This is a genomic window from Sphingomonas sp. S-NIH.Pt15_0812, assembly GCF_003951315.1.
In the GTDB taxonomy this organism is placed as follows: domain Bacteria; phylum Pseudomonadota; class Alphaproteobacteria; order Sphingomonadales; family Sphingomonadaceae; genus Sphingomonas.
The window spans coordinates 37,239-58,891 of record NZ_QLJH01000019.1 but is presented as its reverse complement, the minus strand read 5'-3'; the positions used below and the strand labels follow the sequence as shown (position 1 = coordinate 58,891).

The following is a 21,653-nucleotide window of genomic DNA, read 5'->3' as shown; positions in this document are numbered from 1 at the left end:
TGTGATGGATATGCTTAATATTTCGCGAGCGTTGCGCCCCATCGACCGACCGGCGTTAACCCGGCCTGAAGACCCCTGTCGACCCCGGAGTAACGCAGGATACGACCGGTTGCGAAGCGCGCCGCGCGATGCTAGCGTCTGTACCGTACCCGTGTGTCGTCTCGCAACCCGTTGAGCGCCACCGGCGTGCCCGCCCGTCGATCCCGACGGGCCAATCCAGGTTGACGCTCGCATGATGCAATTCCCGTTCCCGCTGATCCGCCCGGCTTTTGCCGGCGGCGTCGCGGTGGCGGGCCCGCCGCAGGGCCAGATGCCCCGGCAAGCCAAGCGAGCAGACGCGCTTTATCGCCACCTTCGCGCCCCCGCCGCCATCGGCCCGGGCGCGCATTATCATCGCGCGCGAGGGCCCGGCCCGACGCGCGCGTGGAGACCGTTTGATGACCACGCGTATGCTGATCGACGCACGCCACCGGGAGGAGACCCGGGTCGCCGTCGTACAAGGTAACCGGATCGAAGAGTTCGATTTCGAATCCGCCGAGCGCAAGCAGCTCAAGGGCAATATCTACCTCGCCAAGGTGACGCGCGTCGAGCCGTCGCTGCAGGCGGCGTTCGTCGACTATGGCGGCAACCGCCACGGCTTCCTGGCCTTTTCCGAGATCCACCCGGATTATTACCAGATCCCCAAGGAGGATCGCGACGCGCTGCTGCGCGAAGAGGCCGAGCACGCCGCCGAGGAGGCCGCGCTGCGCGCCGAGCAGGATGCGCATGACGACGACGATCATGACGAGGACGAGGAGTTCGACGACGAGTCGGGCTATGACGACGACGCGTCCGAGTCCGAGGACGAAGAGGGCGGCGAGTCGGCCGAGCGTCCGCGCCGCCGTCCCGCCAAGGGCGGCGTCAATGACGATCAGGTCGAGGCGCTGCGCCAGCGTCGCATGAACCTGCGCCGCCGCTACAAGATCCAGGACGTGATCCGCCGCCGCCAGGTGCTGCTGGTCCAGGTCGTCAAGGAAGAGCGCGGCAACAAGGGCGCGGCGCTGACCACCTATCTGTCGCTGGCCGGCCGCTATTGCGTGCTGATGCCCAACACGTCGCATGGCGGCGGCATCAGCCGCAAGATCTCGAACGCAGCCGATCGCAAGCGGCTGAAGTCGATCATGGCCGATCTGCAGCTGCCCTCGTCGATGGGCTGCATCGTCCGCACCGCCGGGCTGCAGCGCACCAAGGTCGAGATCAAGCGCGACTTCGACTATCTGGCGCGCCTGTGGGACGAAATCCGCGACAAGACGCTGACCTCCTCCGCGCCCGCCCTGGTCTATGGCGACAGCGACCTGATCAAGCGCGCGATCCGCGACATCTACAACAAGGACATCGACGAAGTCATCGTCGAGGGCGAGGAAGGTTATCGCCACGCCAAGGACTTCATGCGGCTGTTGATGCCGGCCCATGCGCGCAAGGTGAAGCAATATGCCGACGCCGTGCCGCTGTTCCAACGCGCGCATGTCGAGGACCAGCTGGCGGCGATGTACAATCCGGTCGTCCAGCTGAAGTCGGGGGGCTATCTGGTCATCAACCCGACCGAGGCTTTGGTGTCGATCGACATCAACTCCGGCCGTTCGACCCGCGAGCATAATATCGAGCAGACCGCGACCGCGACCAATCTGGAAGCGGCGCAGGAGATCGCGCGCCAGCTGCGCCTGCGCGACATGGCGGGCCTGGTCGTCATCGACTTCATCGACATGGACCATTCGTCCAACGTCCGGAAGGTCGAGAAGGCGATGAAGGAGGCGCTGAAGAACGATCGGGCGCGCATCCAGGTCGGCCGCATCTCCAGCTTCGGCCTGATGGAGATGAGCCGCCAGCGCCTGCGTACCGGCGTGCTGGAAGCGTCGACCCGCGCCTGCCCGCATTGCGAGGGCACCGGGCTGGTCCGCACCGCCTCGTCGGCGGGCCTGTCGGCGCTGCGCCTGTTGGAGGAAGAAGCGGCGCGCGGCCGTGGCTCGCTGCTGACGCTGCGCGCGTCACAGGAGGCGGCGATCTACGTCCTCAACCGCAAGCGCGCCGACATCGCCGAAGTCGAGGAGCGTTACGGCGTCTCGATCGAGGTGCTGCCCGATCGCGAGGAAGAGGGCGCGCGGATGACGGTCGACGTCTCCGGTCCGCCGCCGGCCTATGCGCCGCGCATCGATGAACTCGTCGTCGAGGAAGACGAGGAGGAGTTCATCGAGGAGGAGGAGATCGAGGAAGAGGAGGAGCTGGAAGAGGCGGAGCCCGCTCCGCGTCCGGCGCGCAACGACAGCGAGGGCGAGGGCCGTGGCAAGCGCCGCCGTCGCCGCCGCGGGCGTCGTGGCAACCGGGGCGACGAGGGCGAGGACCCGAACGAGACCGGTGCCGAGTCCGAGGACGAAACCGACGAGAACGGCGTCGAGCCGGAGTCGGTCGAGGACGAGGCCGATAGCGATACGGAGACGACCGAGGCCGACGAGCCCCAGGCGCAGGGCGATGCCGAGGGCGAAGGCGGTCGCCGTCGTCGTCGCGGTCGTCGCGGCCGCCGCGGTGGCCGTCGCCAGGACGGCGTCGAGACGCAGGGATCGACCGACCAGGCGGTCGAGGTCGAGGAAGCCGCCGATGCGGGCGACTCGGGTCCGGTGACCGACCCGATCGCGCTCGCCATCGTCGAGCCCGAAGTCGAGGCCGACGTGCCGGCCGCCCCGGTCGAGGAGGCCGCGCCCGCGCCGAAGACGCGTCGTCGTCCGCGTGCGCGTGCGGCCGTCGCCGAGACGGCGGCACCGGCTCCCGCCGAAGTGGCCGTCGCGCCGCAGCCGGCACCGGCACCGGCACCGGCACCGGCACCGGCACCGGTGGTCGAGGCGGAAGCCGAAGCCCCCGCCAAGCCCAAGCGCGTCCGCAAGAAGAAGGTCGAGACCGAAGCCCCCGCCCCGGTCGTCGAACCGGTCGCGGAGGAGGTGCCGGCCAAGCCCAAGCGCGTCCGCAAGAAGAAGGTGGAGGCCGAAGCGCCTGTGCCCGCTCCTGAGCCGGAAGCGGTGGCGGAAGAGCCGGTCGCGGAAGCTCCGGAGGCCGACGCCGCCCCCGCATCCGGTGACGCCCCGCGTCGCGGCTGGTGGCAGCGCACCTTCGGCGCCTGACCCGATCCGGCCGCCCCGCCCTTCCCGGCATGGGGCGGCCGATCATGAGACGAACCGTCCCGGCGACGATGCCTCCACCGCATCGTCGCCGGGATTTTTTGTGCGCCCGAAGCATGAGTCCCGATGACCGTGCCGGCAAAGATGGGCCCGTTGCGAAGGTCACCACCGTACTCCTGCGGACGCAGGAGCCCAGGGTTGCCGATACCCACAAGGCGTTGCTTGGCTGGGCTCTCAAGCCGGAGGACAGCGGATTACCCCGAGCCATCATTGCGAGCGCAGCGAAGCAATCCAGGGCGTCACGCGCGCGGCCGTGGATTGCGTCGCTCCGCTCGCAAAGACGATTCCCAGTCATGGTCATGCCATCCGGCTCTAGGCTCCTGCTTTCGCAAGAGTACGGGCCTGTCGCCCCTGTTGCCCAACTTCTGCGGAGGGCCTGCGGAGGCCGGAATCCAGCGAGGTGACCGTTGCGATTTCCTCAGAACGCTCCGTTACTGGACCCCGGCCTTCGCCGGGGTGGAGGTCGGCGAGAGCTCGATTTCTGTACGATCTTCGTCCCCGCCGAACCGCCCGCGAAAACAGGCCCGCACATGATCCACGCACGCACCGCCCTTGCCCGTCGCAACCAGCCGGGCTATTCCCGTGTTTAACGTGTTCAACGCATCGTCCGCCACGGAGACCCCAATGATCGCGACTGCCAGCAACGTCCTCGACCGCGTGCTCGTCCTCGAAATGGTCCGGGTGACCGAGGCGGCGGCGGTGGCCGCATCGACGCTGGTCGGGCGCGGCGACGAGAAGGCCGCCGATGCCGCCGCCGTGGAGGCGATGCGCGCCGCGCTCAACGAGCTGTACATGGACGGCACCGTGGTGATCGGCGAGGGCGAGCGCGACGAGGCGCCGATGCTCTATATCGGCGAGAAGGTCGGCACCGGAACCGGCCCGGAGATCGACATCGCGCTCGACCCGCTGGAGGGGACGACCATCTGCGCCAAGGCCGGACCGAACAGCCTGGCGGTGCTGGCGATCGCCGAGCGCGGCGGCCTGCTCAACGCGCCCGACGTCTATATGGACAAGATCGCGGTCGGCCCGGGCCTGCCCGACAATATCATCGACCTGGACAAGTCGGTGACCGAGAACGTCACCGCCGTCGCCGCCGCCAAGGGCGTGAAGCCCAGCGACATCGTCGCCTGCGTGCTCGACCGGCCCCGGCACGAGGCGCTGATCGCCGAGTTGCGGTCGATCGGCTGCGGCGTGGTGCTGATCGGCGATGGCGACGTGGCGGGCGTGATCGCGACGACCAATCCGGACACGACGATCGACATCTATATGGGCTCGGGCGGCGCGCCGGAGGGGGTGCTGGCCTGCGCGGCGCTGCGCTGCGTCGGCGGGCAGTTCAAGGGCCGGCTGCTGTTCCGCAACGACGACGAGCGCGCCCGCGCCGCCAAATGGGGCGTGACCGATCTGGACCGCCAATATGACCTGACCGATCTGGCCAAGGGCGACTGCATCTTCGCCGCGACCGGCGTGACCGACGGATCGCTGCTGGCGGGCGTCAAGCGCAAGGGCGGGATGATGACCACCGAGAGCGTGGTGATGCGCGCCTTCTCCGGCACGGTGCGCTGGGTCAAGGGCGAGCATCGCCTGGGGTGAGCCGGCTGCTCGCGCTGCTGCTGCTGGCCGGATCGCTGGCGGCGGCGGGCTGGTTCGTGCGCCCCAAGGACCGCGCCCGGGATCGCGACGCGATGTACCGGGCCTGGGTGATGCGGGCGCTGGCAGCGTTCTGGCTGCCGGTTCTGGTGTCGCTGGCGGTGCTGGACGGCTGGAAGGTGCTGACCGGCTTGCCTTTGGTGTTCCAGCCGGTGCGCGACGCCCTGCCGACATTCGCCCCCGGCGAGATCGTCGCGGGTGCCGTTGGCGGGACGGTGCTGGGCCTGGCGGTCGCGGCGTGGCGCGCGCGGACCGGCGGACGGCCGATCGGGCGGCCCGGCGCGCTGATGCCGCGCGATCGGCGCGAACTGCCCTGGGGCATCGTCGTCGCGATCGTCGCGGGGGCGAGCGAGGAGCCGTTCTTTCGCCTGCTCCTGCCGCTGCTCATCACGCTCGCCACGGGCAGCGCCTGGGTCGGGTTCGGCTTGGCGACGCTGATCTTCGGGGCGATGCACCGCTATCAGGGCTGGCGCGGCATGGTCGCGACGACCCTGTTCGGCGCGGTCATGGCCTGGGTCTATCTGGCGAGCGGGGCGCTGTGGCTGGTCGTGCTGCTCCACATGCTGATCGACCTGAACGGGCTGGTGATCTGGCCCGCCCTCAGGCCTTCAGCCGCCATCCCGTCCGGAAGATGATCGTGACGAAGGCCAGGCACGCACAGAGAAAGGCGAAGGACACGCCCAGGCTGATCCCGACGCCGACATCGCTCTGCCCGAAGAACGTCCAGCGGAAACCGTTGATCAGATAGACGACCGGATTGAACAGCGTGATCGTCCGCCACGGCTCGGGCAGGATCTGCACCGAGTAGAAGGCCCCGCCCAGGAAGGTCATCGGCGTGACGATCAGGAGCGGCACGACCTGCAACTGCTCGAAGCCATTGGCCAAGATGCCGATCGCGAAGCCGAACAGGCAGAAGGCCGCCGCGACCAGCACCAGGTAGAGCAGCATCAGAAAGGGATGCGCGACCGGCAGGTCGACGAACAGATGCGCGGTGGCGAAGATGATCAGGCCGATCAGCAGCGACTTGGTCGTCGCCGCGCCGACATAGCCCATCACCGTCTCGATCGGCGACAGCGGCGCGGACAGGATCTCGTAGATGGTCCCGGTGAATTTGGGCATGTAGATGCCCAGCGACGCGTTGAGGATGCTTTCCGAGAAGATCGCGAGCAGCATCAGCCCCGGCACGATGAACGCGCCGTACGGCACGCCCGACACCTCGCGCATCTGCGATCCGATCGCCGAGCCGAAGACGATGAAATAGAGCGAGGTGGTGATGACCGGCACCGCCAGGCTGGTCCAGATCGTCCGTCCGAACCGCGCCATCTCGAAGCGGTAGATGGCCCAGATGCCGTGGAGATTCATGGATGGGCTCCGGGATGGAATGGGGTGGCAGGGGGAGACGGGGGCGTCGTCGCGGGCATGGCCGCCCTCACCGTTCGCGCTCCACCAGGTCGACGAAGATGTCCTCCAGGCTCGACTTGGCGGTTTCCAGATCCTTGAAATGGATGCCGAGATCGCCGACCCGGCGGAGGAAGCCGGGAATGCCGGTCCGCTCGTCGGTGGCGTTGAAGACATAGCGGAGCACATGGCCGTCATGCACTAGCGTCGGGCTCCACTCGGCCAGCTCCGGCGGCACCGTGTCGAGCGGCTCGACCAGGGTCAGGTCCAGCTCGCGCTTGCCCAGCGTCTGCATCAGCGCGAACTTGTCCTCGACCAGCAGCAGCCGGCCCTTGGCGATCACGCCGACCCGGTCGGCCATCTCCTCGGCCTCCTCGATATAATGGGTGGTCAGGATGATCGTCACGCCGCGCTCGCGCAGCGACCGCACCAGCGTCCACATGTCGCGGCGCAGCGCCACGTCGACGCCGGCCGAAGGTTCGTCGAGGAACAGCAGTTCGGGCTCGTGCGCCAGCGCCTTGGCGATCAGCACACGGCGTTTCATCCCGCCCGACAGGTCCTTGATCTTGGCGGACCGCTTCTCCCACAGCGACAGGTCGCGCAGCAGCCGCTCGACATAGGCGGGATCGGCGGCGCGGCCGAACAGCCGGCGCGAGAAGGAGACGGTGGCGAGCACCGTCTCGAACGCGTCGGTCGCCAGTTCCTGCGGCACCAGCCCGATCCGCCGCCGCGCCGCCTTGTAATCGACCAGCGCGTCATGCCCGTCGACCAGGATCGTGCCGGAGGACGGGGTGACGATGCCGCAGACGATCGAGATCAGCGTCGTCTTGCCCGCGCCGTTCGGCCCGAGCAGCGCGAAGATCTCGCCCCGTCTGATGTCGAGATCGACCGCATGCAGCGCGGTCGGCCCGTCGCGATATTGTTTGGAAATGCCCGACAGGCGCAGGATGGAGTCGGTCATGCGGCTTTGCGCGCGGCGGCGATCGCCTTGGCAAGCTCCTCGGGCGGCAGCGCGCCCGACAGCACCTGGTCGCCGACCACCCAGGACGGCGTGCCGGTGAAGCCCAGCCGCCCGGCCATCTCCAGATTGCCGGCGATCTCCGCATCCAGCTTCGGCGTCAGCGCGGCAAGCTGGCGGGTGTCGACCCCGGCCTTGGCGGCGGCGGCGGCGATGCTGTCGGGCGTCACCCGGCCGCCGCCGTAGAGCGCGTCGTGAAAGGCGGCGAACTTGCCCTGCGCGGCGGCGAGCAGGCTCATCCGCGCCGCATCCCGGCTGGTGGGGGCCAGGATCGGCAGTTCGCGGAACACCACGCGCAGCTTGGGATCGTTCGCGACCAGCTGGCGGATCGCGGGCAGGCTGGCGCGGCAATAGCCGCAATTATAGTCGTAATATTCGACCAGCGTCACATCGCCGCGCGGATTGCCGGCATAGGCGCTGCCGAACGGCGTGGTGATCGCGGCGCGGTTCGCCGCGACCGACTTGCCCGATTCCTGCGCCTGCAATTTCGCCATCGCCTCGGGCAGCACCTCGGGATGCGCGAGCAGATAGGTCCGCACCGCCTCGCCCGACGCGACGCCGTCGCGCGCGCCCAGCACATGCACCGCGCCGCCACCGATCAGCCCACCGGCCACCGCCACCAGCGCGAGCGTCAGGATCCTCATCGTTTCTTCTTCTTCCTGTCGCTGGCCATCGCGTCGCCGGAGGTCATCGCAATGTCTTGCGCGCGGATCCAGTCGGGCGTGTTGGCGGGGATATTGGCCATGGCGTAACGCGCGGATTGCACGGCGGTTCGCTGGTCGCCGGTCATTTGCGCGCGTTCGGCGGTGGCGAGCGCCGCCCGCGCCGAATCGCCGCTCTGCTCATAGGCGGTACCGAGCTGCATCCACGCCCAGGGATTGTCGTCGTCGCGCTGCGTGGCGATGCGCAGCACGCGGATCGCCTCGGGCAGGTTCGCCTTGTCCTCGGTCGCGATCAGCGCATGGCCATAGGTGGTGGCGATCAGCGGATTGTTGCGCGATCCCTCGGTCGCGGCCCGCAAGGGTCCGAGCGCCAGGCGCGGCTTGCCCGCCTCCAGCAGGATCTGGCCCTGGATCTCCTGGAAATAGGGGTCGTGCGGTTGCGCGACGATCAGCGCCGCCGCCTCGGCATCGGCTTTGTCGGGATAGCCGCCCTTGTGATAGGCATAGGCGCGCGCATAATGCGCATAGAGCGACTGGTCGGTCTCCGGATATTCGGCCAGCGTCCGCGACGGTTCCGCGACATAGCCGAGCAGCTTGGCCTTCACCCGGCGGAACCGCTCCTCCAGCGCCGCGTCGGGCTTGGCGTTATAGGCCTTGGACTTCTGGATGTCGGCGGTCAGGTTGGCGATGCGCTCGCCCGACAGCGGGTGGGTCTGCATGAACGGGTCGATATTGGCGGTGCCGTAGCGATATTCCTGGTTCGCCAGCTTCTTGAAGAAGGTCAGCATCCCCTTGCCACTGACCCCGGCGGTGTCGAGATAGCGGACGGCGGAGGCGTCGGCGGTCGATTCCTGGGTGCGGCTGAACGACAGATATTTGCCCATCGCCGCCTGCTGGCCCATCGCCATGATGCCGGCCCCCGCATCGCCCGATCCGGCCGCCATCGCCGCCAGGCCCAGCACCATCGACAGGATGGTCATGCCCATCGCCGGCTTCATCGCCGCCTCGCCCGACAGGACATGGCCGTCGGCGATATGGCCGACCTCGTGCGCGATCACGCCCTGCACCTCATTGGCGTTGCTCGCCGCCTCGATCAGGCCGGAATGGATATAGACGATCTGCCCGCCCGCGACGAAGGCGTTGATCGACCCGTCGTTGATCAGGACGATCTGCACGTCGCGCGGATTGAGGCCGGCAGCCTTGACGATATCCGCCGACATGTCGTGGAACATCGCCTCGGTCTCGGCATCGCGCAGGATCGACTGTGCGGCCGCCGGCTGTACCCAGACGAGGAGCGCGGCGGCCAGCGCGGCCAGGCGAGCGGTGGGACGCTTCATAGGGGCAGCTATCCGCGAAAAACCAGGGGGGATCAACGGGCATGGCGCTTGGCGGCGTACGGGTGAACCGGGCCTGAAGCGGCGGCGACCGTCGCGTCGCGGCGACCATCGCCATCCCGTTGATTATACGGACCTCTCTTTCCACCCGTACCGAAAGGGGAATCCGCAGGCCGTCAGGATCACGGGAAAAGCACGGCGACGGGCGGCTGGGTCGCGACCACGCTCCGCTTCCCCTGATCCCGCCGCCCCCAGGGTCGATGGAGGCCGCCATCGGGGATCACCCGGCGGCGGCGTTTCCATGGCCAGCGCCGGGGTCAGACGATGTCGAGTTCCGCCGTCTTCAGTTCGACCGAATTGCCGCCCGCCATGATCGTGAAGCGGCCCGGCTCCACCACTTCGCGCAGGTCGGCGTCGATCATCCGGAACGCCTCCGGCCCCAGCACGAAGCGGAGCGTGCGCCGCTCGCCCGGGGCCAGCGTCACCCGCTCGAACCCCTTCAGCTCCTTGAGCGGCCGCGCGACCGAGGCGACCTGGTCATGGACGTAGAGCTGCACCACCTCGTCCCCCGCCCGCGCGCCGATATTGGCGACATCGACCTCGACCGCCACCGTGCCGGCACGGCCGATCGTCGGGGCGGACAGGCGCGGCGCGCCGATCTCGAAACGCGTGTAGCTCAGGCCATGGCCGAACGGGAACAAGGGCGCGCCGTCCGCGAACAGATAGCCGCGCCCGGTCGACGGCTTGGCATTGTAGTACATCGGCACCTGCCCGACCTCGCGCACCACCGTCACCGGCAGCTTGGCGCCCGGATTGATCCGGCCGAACAGCGCCTCCGCCATGGCGGTGCCGCCCTCCTGCCCCGGATACCAGCAGAGCAGCACCGCATGGGCGTGCGCGATCACGTTCGGCCAGCTCGGCGGACGACCAGCGATAGCGGCGACCACCACCGGCTTGCCCAGCGCATGGAGCGCGTCGAACAGCGCATTCTGGTCGCCGACCAGGTCCAGCGTGGTGCGGTCGCCCAGATGGTTGCGCGCGAACCCCTCGCGGCTGGTCTGCTCGGTATCGCCGATCGCGAGCACGATCACATCGGCCTCGCGTGCCGCCTCGACCGCCTCGGCGATCAGGCGGCGGTTGTCGGCCGGGTCGCCCAACTTGACCTCATCCGCCGAGCGGTCCTCGCTCTGGGTGATGCGCATGCCCTGCGCATGGACGATCTGCGCCGATCCGCCGACCAGCGCCCGGATGCCGTCGAGCAGGCTGACGCTCCGGCGGGGCGGCGCGGAATAGCCGCCCAGCCGCGCGATCGCCGCATTGGGGCCGATCACCGCGATCCGCCCCGCCGGCTTCAGCGGCAGCGTGCCGTCATTGGTCAGCAGGCACAGCGACTTGCGCGCCGCCTCCAGCGCCAGCGCGCACGCCTCCGCATTGCCGGTCAGCCGCTCGGCAATGGCGGGATCGGTCGGGCCCGCGTCGAACAGGCCGGCGCGGAACTTGAGCGTCAGGAGGCGCGCACAGGCGCGGTCGACCGCCGCCTGCGACACGGTGCCGGCGCGGACCTGATCGGCGAGCGTGCGATAGGCGGTGCCGTCGGGCAGTTCGCTGTCGACCCCCGCCGCCAGCGCCGCCCGTGCGGCCGCCGGCCGGTCGGCGGCGACATGGTGGATCGTCGCCAGTTCCTCGACCGCGCCGTAATCGCTGACGATCGCGCCGTCGAAGCCCCATTCGCCGCGCAGCACCTGCCCCAGCAGCCAGCGATTGGCATGGCTCGGTACGCCGTCGATCTCGTTGTACGAGGGCATGACGGCGGCGATCTTGGTCCGCTCCACCACCGCGCGGAACGGCGGGAAGAAGGATTCGCGCAGCTCGCGGATTGCGATCGGCGCGGGCGCGATATTGTTGCCGGCCTGGGGCTGGCCATGGCCGGTCATGTGCTTCAGCGTCGCGAACACCTTGCCGGGTTGCAGCGTCGCGCTGTCGCCCTGCAGCCCGCGCACCGCCGCCACGCCCATCTCGCCGCAGAGATAGGGGTCCTCGCCGAACGTCTCCTCGATCCGGCCCCAGCGGGGATCGCGGGCGATGTCGACCACGGGCGACAGCGCCAGCTGGCTGCCATGCGCGCGCACCTCGCGCCCGATCACCGACTGGCACCGCGCCACCAGGTCGCGGTCGAAGCTGCCGGCCATGCCGATCGCCTGGGGAAACATGGTCGCGCCGGGCGCCATATAGCCATGGAGCGACTCCTCGTGGAACAGCACGGGAATGCCGAGCCGGGTCTCCTCGCGCGCCCAGCGCTGGATCGCGTTGACGAAGCGGATGGTCGAGGCCCCGTCGCGATATTGCGCGCCGGTGCCGCCCGCCACCTCCGCCACGCGCGGGCCGCCGCGCTTGTCGGAGGGCCGGGTGATCTGGCCGAAGCCGTCGGGATAGGCGCGGGTCGCCCTGGCGGGGTCGAAGTCGAGCCCCCCCTCCACCATCACCTGCGCCTTGGTCGCCCATAGCGCGATCATCTGCGCGACCTTCTCGTCCAGCGTCATCCGCGCCATCAGGTCGCGGACTCGCAGGTCGACCGGCGCGCGGGCATCCTTGTAGAGCGGGGCCGCCGACCGCGTCGCGGCGAGGAGCGGAGCCGGCATCAGCGCCAGCAGCGAAACGCCCGACCAGCGCAGGCAATCGCGGCGGGTCGCCCCAGTCTGGGCGGCGGATCGGCGTGTCATATCAAATCTCTCCCGTACCCCTGGTCCGGCGTTGCTACCGACGCCGTTCAGGTGATAGCGGTATCATGAAGAGGGCGAACCCGGACTGTCAACTCGCAGCCGCCGCCCGATCGGGAGAGAAGGATGCGTGCCAAGGCGTTGCGGCTGGGTTTGTTTCTGTTGTTGAGTGGAGCCTCGACTCCGCTGCTCGCGCAAACGGGCACGGTCCCTGCCGCCAGCGACCAGCCTGCGCCCGACGACGGCTATCGCCTGTGGATGCGCTATCCTGCCCGGACCGTCGCGCCGGATGCGGTGACGGTCCGGGGCCGCTCCGCCACGCTCGATGCCGCCGCCGCCGAGCTGCGCCGCGGCCTGCCCGCGGGCTTCGGCCCGGTCCTGCTCGCCACCGCCCGCGACCCGCACATCCAGGCGCTGCGCCTGCCCTCGCCGGGGCCGGAGGGCTATGTCGTCCGCCGCGCCAGCATCGGCGGGCGGTCGACCGTCGTCGTCACCGGCGATGACGAACGCGGGGTGCTCTATGGTGCCTTCGCGCTGCTGCGGCAGGTGGCGGTGAACGGCGCCTCCGCCGCCATCGACCTCCGCTCGCGCCCGCGCGTGGCCTTGCGCGTCCTCGACCATTGGGACAATCTGGATGGCGTGGTCGAGCGCGGCTATGCGGGCAAGTCGCTGTGGGACTGGTGGACGCTGCCCGACTACAGGGACCCGCGCTACACCGACTATGCGCGCGCCAATGCCGCGATCGGGATCAACGGCACCGTCCTCAACAACGTCAACGCCAAGGCGGAGAGCCTGACCGCGCCCTATATCGCCAAGGCGGCGGCGCTGGCGGACATCTTCCGCCCCTATGGCATCAAGGTCTATCTGTCGGCGCGCTTCTCCGCGCCGATCGAACTGGGCGGGCTGAAGACCGCGGACCCGCGCGATCCCGCCGTGGGGCGCTGGTGGCGTGCCAAGGCGGACGAGATCTACCGCGCCATCCCCGATTTCGGCGGCTTCCTGGTCAAGGCGAACAGCGAGGGGCAGCCGGGCCCGCGCGACTATGGCGCGACCCATGCGGACGGCGCCAACATGCTGGCGGCGGCGGTCAAGCCGCATGGCGGCATCGTGATGTGGCGCGCCTTCGTCTATGCCGATACCGATCCCGACGATCGCGCGAAACAGGCCTATGACGAGTTCAAGCCGCTCGACGGTCGTTTCGCCGACAATGTCGTGGTGCAGGTGAAGAACGGCGCGATCGACTTCCAGCCGCGCGAGCCCTTCCATCCGCTGTTCGGCGCGATGCCCCGGACGCCGCTGATGATCGAATTCCAGATCACCAAGGAATATCTGGGCTTCGCCACCCACCTCGCCTATCTCGCCCCCCTGTTCGCCGAGACGCTGGACGCCCAGACCGGCACCGCGCCCGGCGCGGCCGTCGCCCGGGTCGTCGACGGCTCGCTGGAGGGGCACAGGCTGACCGGCATGGCCGGCGTCGCCAATATCGGCGACAGTCGCGACTGGACCGGGTCGCCGTTCAACCAGGCCAACTGGTACGCCTTCGGCCGGCTCGCCTGGGACCCCGGCCTGACGCCGGAGGCGATCGCCCATGAATGGACCGCCCAGACCTTCGGCCGCGATCCCCAGGTGATGCGGATCGTCACCGACATGCTGATGCGATCGCGCGAGGCGGTGGTCGACTATACCGGCGCGCTGGGCCTCGCCCATCTGATGGCGACGGGTCATCATTACGGTCCCGCCCCCTGGGTTTCGGACCTCAAGCGGCCCGAATGGAACCCGGTCTATTATCACCGCGCCGACCGGGGCGGCATCGGCTTCGACCGGACGAAGACCGGCAGCAACGCCGTCGCGCAATATGCGCCGTCGCTCGCCGCCAGGCTGGCGGACCCGCGCACCACGCCGGAGGGGGAGCTGCTGTGGTTCCATCACCTGCCCTGGGACTATCGCATGGCCTCGGGGCAGACGCTGTGGGAGACGCTGGCGCGGCGCTACGACCGGGGCGTCGACACGGTGGCGGCGATGCGCCGCGAATGGGAGGCTCTACGCGGACGCGTCGATCCGCAGCGCTGGGCCAAGACCGCGACCTTCCTCGCGGTGCAGGAGCGGGAGGCGCGCTGGTGGCGCGACGCCAGCCTGTCCTACTGGATGTCGGTCAACCATCTGCCGCTGCCCGCCGGCATGGCACCGCCAGCGCATGATCTCGACTGGTACAAGCAACAACGCTTTCCGTTCGCACCGGGGAACCCGCAATGACCGATCATCCGACACGCAGGACGATGCTGGCCGGCCTGGCCGCCACGGGAGGTGCCGCCCTCATGGGTACAGGCGCGGCGGCGGCGGTCGCGACCGGCCCCTCGCTCGACACGCTGGCCAAGGCCAGGGGGATGCGCTTCGGCTCGGCGGTCAATGGCCGGCCGGCGGGGACCGACAGCGGTTCCTGGGCCAACCCGGCCTATGCGGCGCTCCTGACCGGCGAGTGCGGGCTGGTCGTCGCCGAGAACGAGATGAAGTGGCAGGCGCTGCGCCCCGCGCCCGACCGGTTCGACTTCGCGCGGTTCGACGCGATGATCGACTGGGCGGATCGCCAGCATCTCGAGATGCGCGGGCATAACCTTCTGTGGCACCAAGACAAATGGCTGCCGCGCTGGATGGCGACGCATGACTTCGGCACCGGTGCGCGCAAGGCCGGCGAACAGATGCTGGTCCGCCATATCGAGACGGTGTGCCGCCGCTACGGCACGCGCATCCGCAGCTACGACGTGGTCAACGAGGCAGTGACGCCCGCGACCGGCGCGCTCTACGATACCGCCCTGTCCAGGGCGATCGGCGGGGCGGAGCCGACGCTCGATCTCGCCTTCCGCACCGCGCGCGCCGCCGCCCCGCACGCCCAGCTCGTCTATAACGACTATATGAGCTGGGAGCCGGGCAACGACCGCCATCGGGCGGGCGTGCTGACGCTGCTGGAGGGGTTCAAGGCCCGGGGCGTGCCCGTCGATGCCCTGGGCGTGCAGTCGCATATCATGACCCAGCCGGCGGGCAGCGACGCGACGAAGCGCGAGGCGGAATGGCGACGCTTCCTGGATGCGGTGACGGCCATGGGATATGGCCTGGTCATCACCGAACTGGACGTGCGCGACAATAATCTGCCCGCCGACCCGAAGGTGCGCGACCGCGCGGTGGCGGACTATACCCGTGCCTATTGCGACCTGATGTTCAGCTATCCCCAGCTTCGCGACGTGCTCGTCTGGGGCATGAGTGACCGCTATAGCTGGATCGAGGGGTTCGAGCCGCGCAAGGACGGCGCGCGTCGCCGCCCCTGCCCCTATGACGATCGCTTCATCCCCAAGCCGATGCGCGACAGCCTCGCCGCCGCCTTTTCCGCCGCCCAACGGAGCTGACGACCATGCGTCCCCTCGCGACCCTCGCCGCCCTGCTCGCCGCCACCGCCCTCACCGGCGCCGTACCCGCCCGAGACCGTACCGCCCATTGGGTCGGCAGCTGGGGTTCGGCGCAACTGGTGGCCGATGGCGACAATGCCCTTCCCACGTCTCAGGGCAAGGCGGTGACGCTGCGCCAGGTCGTCCGGCTGTCGGCCGGGGGCGAGCGGTTGCGCGTCCGTTTCTCCAACCTGTTCGGCACCACGCCGCTGACGATCGGCGCGGCCAGCGTCGCCCCCGCGCTCGCCCCCGGCACCGCGCGGATCGGGACCAGCCGGCCGCTCCGCTTCGCCGGGCAGGCGCAGGCGGTGATCCCGCCGGGCGCGGAGATCTGGTCCGATCCCGTCGCCGTGCCGCTGCCGCCCGGCGCGGACCTGGCGATCAGCCTCTACTGGCCCGACGTGCCGAACGTGCAGACCGGCCATCCCGGCGCGCGGGGGGCGAATTTCCTGGTCGCCGGCGACCATGTCGCCGACCCCGAGCTGGCCGATGCCACGACCATGACCCGCTGGTACGGCATCGCCGATGTCGAGGTGGCGGGGCCGGCGACGCAAGGGACGCTGGTCGCGATCGGCGACTCGATCACCGACGGCTATGGCGTCACCGGCAACCGCAACACGCGCTGGTCGGATATCTTGGCGGGGCGGCTGCGAGCCGATGCGGCGACGCGCGGGATCGGCATGGTCAATGCCGGCATCGGCGGCGGGCGCGTGCTGCTCGACGGCAACGGCCCCAACCTGATGGCGCGCTTCGACCGCGACGTGATCGCGCGCACCGATGTGCGCTGGGCGATCCTGCTGGAGGGGGTCAACGACCTCGGCGTGCTGACGCGCGAGGCGCCCGCCACCTCGGCCGCGCACCGCGCGATCGTGCAGCACATCACCGCCGCCTATGTGCAGCTCGCCGACCGCGCCCATGCGCATGGCATCACGCTGATCGGCGGCACGATCACGCCCTTTGGCGGCAATGGCTATTATCATCCGGGGCCGGAGACGGAGGCGGACCGACAGGCGATCAATGCCTTCATCCGCACCAGCGGGACGTTCGACGCGGTGGTCGATTTCGACCGACTGCTGCGCGACCCGGCGCATCCCGACCGGCTTCGGCCCGCCTATGATTCGGGCGACCATCTCCACCCGTCCGAGGCGGGTTACAAGGCGATGGGCGATGCGGTGCCGCTGACGCTGTTCAGCGCCCGGCAGCGGCCGGTCGCGGTCGCGGCGGCGCTGGCCCCGGTGCCGGTCGCACCCGCGCCCGCTCCGGCACCGACGATCGCGATCACCTTCGACGATATTCCCGCGCACGGCCCCCTGCCGCCCGGCATGACCCGGCTGGAGGTGATCCGCCGCATCACCGCAGCGCTGCGCGCCGCGGGCGCACCGGCCCATGGCTTCCTCAATGCCGGGTTCGGGCTGGACGATCCGACCTCGGCGGCGGCGATCCGGGCGTGGCGGGCGGCGGGCTTTCCACTCGGCAACCACAGCTATGCGCATGAGAATCTCGACCAGGTCGGCGCGGACGCCTTCCTCGCCTCGGTGAAGAGGAACGAGGGGCCGCTGGCGATGGCGGCGGGGCGGAGCGACTGGCACTGGTTCCGCTATCCCTTCCTGGCGGAGGGGCGCGATCCGGCGGCGCGTGATGCGGTCCGCGCCCGGCTGGCGGCGGACGGCTATCGCATCGCCGGCGTGACGATGAGCTTCGACGATTTCGCCTGGAACCCCGTCTATGCCGCCTGCGCCGCCAAGGGCGACAAGGCCGCGATCGCACGGCTGGAAACCGGGATGCTGGCGGATGCCAGGGCGGCGGCGCTCGCCGCCCGGTCGCGAGCGAAGGCGCAGGTCGGGCACGACATCCCCTATGTGCTGCTGATGCATGTCGGGGCGCTCGACGCGCGGCTCCTGCCCCGCATCCTGGCGCAATATCGCGCCATGGGCTTCCGCTTCACCACGCTCGCCCAGGCGGAGGCCGACCCCTTCTACGCCGCCGCGCTCGACCCGCGCCGGCCGGGGCCGACCGCGACGCTGAACGGGCCGGCCGTGCTCAAGGGACCGCCGGCCGGGCTCTGCCAGTAGTCACGACCGCAGGCGCACGAAGAGAAACGGCGCGGGGATCGCTCCCCGCGCCGTTTCTCTTTTGCGTCGCTGACGAACCGGGGATCAGCCGGCCATGTCCTCCAGCTCGCGGCCCTTGGTCTCGTTGACCAGCGCCTTGACGAAGAAGAACGAGATCGCCGCGAAAAAGGCGTAGCCGGTATAGGTCACCGCCAGGCCGGGCGACACGGCGAGCGCCGGGAAGCTGACCGAGATGGCGGCGTTGGCGATCCACTGCGCGAAGCCCGACACCGCCAGGCCCGAGCCGCGGATCTGGTTCGGGAACATCTCGCCCAGCATCACCCACATCACCGGGCCCCAGCTGGCGTTGAAGAAGATGACGTAGAGATTCGCCGACACCAGCGCGAGGATGCCGTTATTGCCCGGCAGCGACACCGCTCCGCTGGCGCCGGTCACGGCGGTGGAGAAGGCATAGGCGACCAGCGCCAGCGTCACCGCCATGCCGGCCGAACCGATCAGCAGCAGCGGCTTGCGGCCGATCTTGTCGACGGTCGCGATCGTGAACAGGCAGGCCGCGATCGACAACACGCCCGACAGGATGTTGGTCTGCAGCGCATAATCCTCCGAGAAGCCGACCGCCTCCCACAAGGTCGCGCCGTAATAGAAGACGACGTTGATGCCGACCAGCTGCTGGAAGATGGCGAGGCCGATGCCTGCCCACAGGATGGGGCGAATCTTGCCGGTGGTCTTGTCGACCAGGTCGGACAGCTTGGGCTTGTGATGGTCGACGGCGAGCGAGTTGCGGATCTCGACGACCTTGCGGTCCGCCTCGGCGCGGCCGAACAGGCGGGTCAGCACGACGTGCGCCTCCGCCTCGCGGCCCTTGGCGACCAGGAAGCGCGGGCTTTCCGGAATGACGAACAGCGCGACGAGATAGATGAACGCCGGGATCGCCTGGAGCCAGAACATCCAGCGCCAGGCCGGATAGTCGAGCCAGAACGGCGCGGTCGAGCCGCCGGCATAGCGGGCCAGCGCGAAATTGGCGACGAACGCGCCGGTCAGGCCGGTGATGATCATCACCTGCTGCACGCTGGTGAGACGCCCGCGGATCGAGGCCGGGGTGACTTCGGAGATATAGACGGGCGAGATGACGCTCGCCGCGCCGACGCCCAGGCCGCCGATGATGCGCGCCATGATGAAGATCGCCGAGCTGGTCGCCGCGCCCGCGAGCAGCGCGGAGACGAGGAACAGCGCCGCCGCCAGCATCATGGTGTTGCGACGGCCGATCCGGTCGGCCAGCCGGCCCGCACCGAACGCGCCGATCGCCGAGCCGACCAGGATCGCGCCGACATTGACGCCGATGCCGAGCCGGCCGAGGTCGAAGGCCGCCTCCAGCCCCTTTTGCGTCCCGTTGATGACGCCCGAATCATAGCCGAACATGAAGCCGCCGATGGTCGCGACGGCGACGATCGCGGCGATGAAACCATGGTTGACGGTGGCGGCTTCGCCCGCACTTCCCGTCCCCCGCATTTTATCGGTCATGGGACCCTCTCCTGATGACGCGTCGCCGACGACCGGCCCGCCCCCAATATTGTTATCGCTATCAGTTAACCGTTGGCGGTCAAGCCGGAAGCGCCTTCGGCCGCATCCGGGGCGGCGCATCCGATTGACGCCGAATGAAAGTATAGTCGAGCAGCAGGTGCCGGTCCGCCACCTCGCCATCCTTGTGGCGCAGCACCGCGACCAGCAGTTCGACCGCCGCGCGCGCCATGTCGGCGATCGGCTGGTGGATGGTGGTCAGCTCCGGCCAGATCGCGGTCGACAGGGTGGTGTCGTCGAAGCCGCAGACCGTCAGGTCGCCCGGCACGTCCAGCCCGCGCCGATGCGCGACCGCGACGGTGGCGGCGGCCATGTCGTCGTTGGACGAGAAGATCGCGGTCGGCGGATCGGCCCGGTCGAGCAGTTGCTCGGCCGCATCCAGGCCCGATCGGTAGGTATAGAGTCCCTGGACGATCAGTTCCGGGTCGACCGCGATCCCCGCTTCCTCCAGCGCCGCCTTGTAGCCGGAGAACCGACGCGCGGAGGCGGTCAGGTTGGGATTGCCCATGATGAAGCCGATGCGGCGATGGCCCAGCGACATGATGTGCCGGGTCATAGTCAGCGCGGCGGCGCGGTCGTCGATGCGGATCGCCAGCATATCGGCGGCGGGCCGGCCGGTCGCGACCGAGACGGTCGGCACGCCGGCCTTGGCGAACAGGTCGAGCAGCGGCTCCGATTCGCACAGCGGCGGCGGTAGGACGACGCCGTCGATGCCGCTGGCGACCACCTGCGCGGCGACCTCCATCTCATGATCGCCCAGTTCGCATTTCTCGACCACGATCTGCACGTCCGATCGCGACGCCTGGTCGAGGCTGCCGAGCAGGAACTCGCTGAGATAGCCGGCGGAGGGGTTGCTGTAGAGCATCGCGACGCGGAGCTGGCGCGCGCCGGCCAGGCTGCGCGCGGCCGGGTTCGGCGCATAGTTGAGCGCGGCGATCGCCGCCTTCACCGTCTCCCGCGTCGAGGGGCGGACGCTCGCCTCGCCGTTGATGACGCGCGACACCGTCATCGGCGACACGCCGGCATGGCGCGCCACGTCGCTGATCGTCGGCGCGGACCGGGCGCGGCGGGCGGTGCGGGTGGACGGCTTGGGCGGGGTGGAGACAGCAATCGGCGAAGGAGGTTCGGCAGCCATGATGCTGTCGGTACGCGCTCGCCGTCGCTTGGGGAAGGGCTAGACCGGTTTCGCCATGACCGCCGGACCGGCCGCCGGGCGGGTCGGCATCCCCCGGCCGTTCAGCAGCCAGGCCAGCGTCGCCGAACGCTCCACCCCCAGGCGCTGGACCAGATAGGACAGGCCGCCGCCGATCACGGACCCTGGGATCGCAATCCATTTCGCTAGAGGCCGCGATTTCCGCGCGGCGACGCTTGCCCCCGCCCCTCCGCTTCCATATGGTAGCGCTATCGATGTGGTTCCCGCCGCGCAAATGCCTCAGCAGAAGGCTCTAAAAAGACAGGAAAGGATCAGAAGGTCGTGCCACGCCATTTCTCCACCCTTCTCGCGGCCGCCACGCTGGCGCTTGCCGGCGGGGGCTATGCGATCGCGCAACAGCCCAAGACCGCGCCCGCCAAGGCGGCGGCCGAGCCACGCAGCCCGGACGGCAAGCGCTATCTGGCCCAGCCGCTGGTCCGGAACCAGTTCTTCGCCGACCCGTCCGCGCATGTCTTCAATGGCAAGATCTACGTCTATCCCAGCCATGACGTCGATGCCGGCATTCCCGACGACGATCTCGGCAACCAATATGCGATGCACGACTATCAGGTGCTGAGCATGGACCGGCCCGGCGGCCCGGTGACGGTGAATCCGGTCGCGATCGACGTGAAGGACATCCCCTGGGCGTCCAAGCAGACCTGGGCTCCCGATGCCGCGTACAAGAACGGCACCTATTATCTCTATATCCCGGCGCGCGACAAACAGGGCGTGTTCCGGATCGGCGTCGCCACCTCCAAGTCGCCGACCGGCCCGTTCAAGGCCGAACCGACGCCGATCGCCGGCAGCTATTCGATCGATCCGGCGGTGTTCACCGACACCGATGGCCAGAGCTACATGTATTTCGGCGGCATCTGGGGCGGGCAGCTCCAGCGCTGGGCGACCGGCCGCTATGACGCGAACGGCGGCGACACCGACCTGAAGCGCGACGACCAGCCGGCGCTGTCGGCCAAGATCGCCCGCCTGTCCCCCGACATGAAGAGCTTCGCCGAGGCGCCGCGCGACGTGCAGATCGTCGACGACCAGGGCAAGCCGATCCTCGGCGGCGATCATGACCGCCGCTTCTTCGAGGCGAGCTGGCTGTTCAAGCGGAACGGGAAATATTACTTCACCTATTCGACCGGCGACACGCACTACCTGGCCTATGCGATCGGCGACACGCCCTATGGCCCGTTCCGCTATACCGGCCGGATCATGGAGCCGGTGCAGGGCTGGACGACGCACCACTCGATCATCGACTTCAAGGGTCGCTGGTATCTCTTCTACCATGACACGCAATTGTCCGGGAAGAACCACTTGCGCTCCGCCAAGATGACCGAGCTGCGCTTCAACCCCGACGGCACGATCCAGACGATCAACCCGTTCAAGGACTGA

15 protein-coding genes are annotated in these 21,653 nt (G+C 69.2%); 7 read left to right on the top strand and 8 right to left on the bottom strand.

Going from position 1 to position 21,653, the window contains the following annotated elements; genetic code table 11:
- Positions 1-449 precede the first annotated feature (449 nt).
- The 3 genes from BRX43_RS13300 (at position 450) to BRX43_RS13290 (ending at position 5,488) form a co-directional block, all read left to right on the top strand.
- Positions 450-3,149 (top strand): ribonuclease E/G, encoded by a 2,700-nt coding sequence (locus tag BRX43_RS13300; RefSeq protein ID WP_125995601.1) that lies wholly within the window; start codon positions 450-452, stop codon positions 3,147-3,149.
- A gap of 681 nt (positions 3,150-3,830) precedes the next feature.
- Entirely contained in the window at positions 3,831-4,796 is a 966-nt protein-coding gene (gene glpX, locus BRX43_RS13295; protein ID WP_125995581.1) for a class II fructose-bisphosphatase, read from the top strand.
- Positions 4,793-5,488 (top strand): CPBP family intramembrane glutamic endopeptidase, encoded by a 696-nt coding sequence (locus BRX43_RS13290; RefSeq protein WP_125995580.1) that lies wholly within the window; start codon positions 4,793-4,795, stop codon positions 5,486-5,488. Before glpX ends, BRX43_RS13290 begins: the two co-directional genes overlap by 4 nt.
- Here BRX43_RS13290 and BRX43_RS13285 read toward each other — a convergent pair.
- The 5 genes from BRX43_RS13285 to BRX43_RS13265 form a co-directional block, all read right to left on the bottom strand.
- Positions 5,454-6,215: an ABC transporter permease gene (locus BRX43_RS13285; RefSeq protein WP_125995579.1), complete on the bottom strand. Its 762-nt coding sequence runs from the start codon at positions 6,213-6,215 to the stop codon at positions 5,454-5,456. The two genes, BRX43_RS13290 and BRX43_RS13285, sit on opposite strands and share 35 nt — an antisense overlap.
- 67 nt (positions 6,216-6,282) lie before the next feature.
- The gene (locus BRX43_RS13280; protein WP_125995578.1) at positions 6,283-7,212 is read right to left on the bottom strand and encodes an ABC transporter ATP-binding protein; all 930 of its coding nucleotides are present in this window, start codon (positions 7,210-7,212) and stop codon (positions 6,283-6,285) included.
- On the bottom strand, positions 7,209-7,913 hold the full coding sequence (locus BRX43_RS13275; protein WP_125995577.1) for a DsbA family protein: 705 nt from the start codon (positions 7,911-7,913) through the stop codon (positions 7,209-7,211). Before BRX43_RS13275 ends, BRX43_RS13280 begins: the two co-directional genes overlap by 4 nt.
- Positions 7,910-9,268: a M48 family metalloprotease gene (locus BRX43_RS13270; protein WP_125995576.1), complete on the bottom strand. Its 1,359-nt coding sequence runs from the start codon at positions 9,266-9,268 to the stop codon at positions 7,910-7,912. Before BRX43_RS13270 ends, BRX43_RS13275 begins: the two co-directional genes overlap by 4 nt.
- Before the next feature lie 314 nt (positions 9,269-9,582).
- Positions 9,583-11,904 carry a glycoside hydrolase family 3 N-terminal domain-containing protein gene (locus BRX43_RS13265; protein WP_241214952.1) on the bottom strand — a complete coding sequence of 774 codons (2,322 nt, stop codon included), beginning with the start codon at positions 11,902-11,904 and terminating at the stop codon, positions 9,583-9,585.
- Positions 11,905-12,108: 204 nt separating this feature from the next.
- Between BRX43_RS13265 and BRX43_RS13260 the strand changes: the two genes are divergently transcribed.
- The 3 genes from BRX43_RS13260 to BRX43_RS13250 are packed head-to-tail and all read left to right on the top strand — an operon-like array spanning position 12,109 to position 17,491.
- Positions 12,109-14,235 (top strand): alpha-glucuronidase family glycosyl hydrolase, encoded by a 2,127-nt coding sequence (locus BRX43_RS13260; protein WP_125995574.1) that lies wholly within the window; start codon positions 12,109-12,111, stop codon positions 14,233-14,235.
- Entirely contained in the window at positions 14,232-15,380 is a 1,149-nt protein-coding gene (locus BRX43_RS13255) for an endo-1,4-beta-xylanase (protein WP_125995573.1), read from the top strand. Before BRX43_RS13260 ends, BRX43_RS13255 begins: the two co-directional genes overlap by 4 nt.
- Before the next feature lie 5 nt (positions 15,381-15,385).
- Positions 15,386-17,491, top strand: a complete 2,106-nt coding sequence (locus tag BRX43_RS13250) for a GDSL-type esterase/lipase family protein (RefSeq protein ID WP_125995572.1) — start codon at positions 15,386-15,388, stop codon at positions 17,489-17,491.
- 84 nt (positions 17,492-17,575) lie between these two features.
- Here the strand turns inward: BRX43_RS13250 and BRX43_RS13245 are convergent, their stop codons facing one another.
- From BRX43_RS13245 to BRX43_RS20340, 3 genes are all read right to left on the bottom strand, one after another.
- Positions 17,576-19,012, bottom strand: a complete 1,437-nt coding sequence (locus BRX43_RS13245) for a sugar porter family MFS transporter (protein WP_125995571.1) — start codon at positions 19,010-19,012, stop codon at positions 17,576-17,578.
- A 79-nt stretch (positions 19,013-19,091) separates the two neighbouring features.
- Positions 19,092-20,204: a LacI family DNA-binding transcriptional regulator gene (locus tag BRX43_RS13240; protein WP_125995570.1), complete on the bottom strand. Its 1,113-nt coding sequence runs from the start codon at positions 20,202-20,204 to the stop codon at positions 19,092-19,094.
- A gap of 39 nt (positions 20,205-20,243) precedes the next feature.
- Complete coding sequence (locus BRX43_RS20340; RefSeq protein ID WP_164523602.1) at positions 20,244-20,381, bottom strand: hypothetical protein; 138 nt, start codon at positions 20,379-20,381, stop codon at positions 20,244-20,246.
- Between the two features lie 228 nt (positions 20,382-20,609).
- Here BRX43_RS20340 and BRX43_RS13235 point away from each other — a divergent pair, with 228 nt between their 5' ends.
- Positions 20,610-21,653, top strand: coding sequence for a glycoside hydrolase family 43 protein (locus tag BRX43_RS13235; protein ID WP_241214951.1), 1,044 nt, complete (start codon positions 20,610-20,612; stop codon positions 21,651-21,653).

Bases quoted from the DNA above. Each gene is read 5' to 3' on its own strand.
- BRX43_RS13300 (WP_125995601.1), top strand. From the start codon at position 450: ATGCTGATCGACGCACGCCACCGGGAGGAGACCCGGGTCGCCGTCGTA.
- glpX (WP_125995581.1), top strand. From the start codon at position 3,831: ATGATCGCGACTGCCAGCAACGTCCTCGACCGCGTGCTCGTCCTCGAA.
- BRX43_RS13285 (WP_125995579.1), bottom strand. From the start codon at position 6,215: ATGAATCTCCACGGCATCTGGGCCATCTACCGCTTCGAGATGGCGCGG.
- BRX43_RS13280 (WP_125995578.1), bottom strand. From the start codon at position 7,212: ATGACCGACTCCATCCTGCGCCTGTCGGGCATTTCCAAACAATATCGC.
- BRX43_RS13275 (WP_125995577.1), bottom strand. From the start codon at position 7,913: ATGAGGATCCTGACGCTCGCGCTGGTGGCGGTGGCCGGTGGGCTGATC.
- BRX43_RS13270 (WP_125995576.1), bottom strand. From the start codon at position 9,268: ATGAAGCGTCCCACCGCTCGCCTGGCCGCGCTGGCCGCCGCGCTCCTC.
- BRX43_RS13265 (WP_241214952.1), bottom strand. From the start codon at position 11,904: ATGCCGGCTCCGCTCCTCGCCGCGACGCGGTCGGCGGCCCCGCTCTAC.
- BRX43_RS13260 (WP_125995574.1), top strand. From the start codon at position 12,109: ATGCGTGCCAAGGCGTTGCGGCTGGGTTTGTTTCTGTTGTTGAGTGGA.
- BRX43_RS13255 (WP_125995573.1), top strand. From the start codon at position 14,232: ATGACCGATCATCCGACACGCAGGACGATGCTGGCCGGCCTGGCCGCC.
- BRX43_RS13250 (WP_125995572.1), top strand. From the start codon at position 15,386: ATGCGTCCCCTCGCGACCCTCGCCGCCCTGCTCGCCGCCACCGCCCTC.
- BRX43_RS13245 (WP_125995571.1), bottom strand. From the start codon at position 19,012: ATGACCGATAAAATGCGGGGGACGGGAAGTGCGGGCGAAGCCGCCACC.
- BRX43_RS13240 (WP_125995570.1), bottom strand. From the start codon at position 20,204: ATGGCTGCCGAACCTCCTTCGCCGATTGCTGTCTCCACCCCGCCCAAG.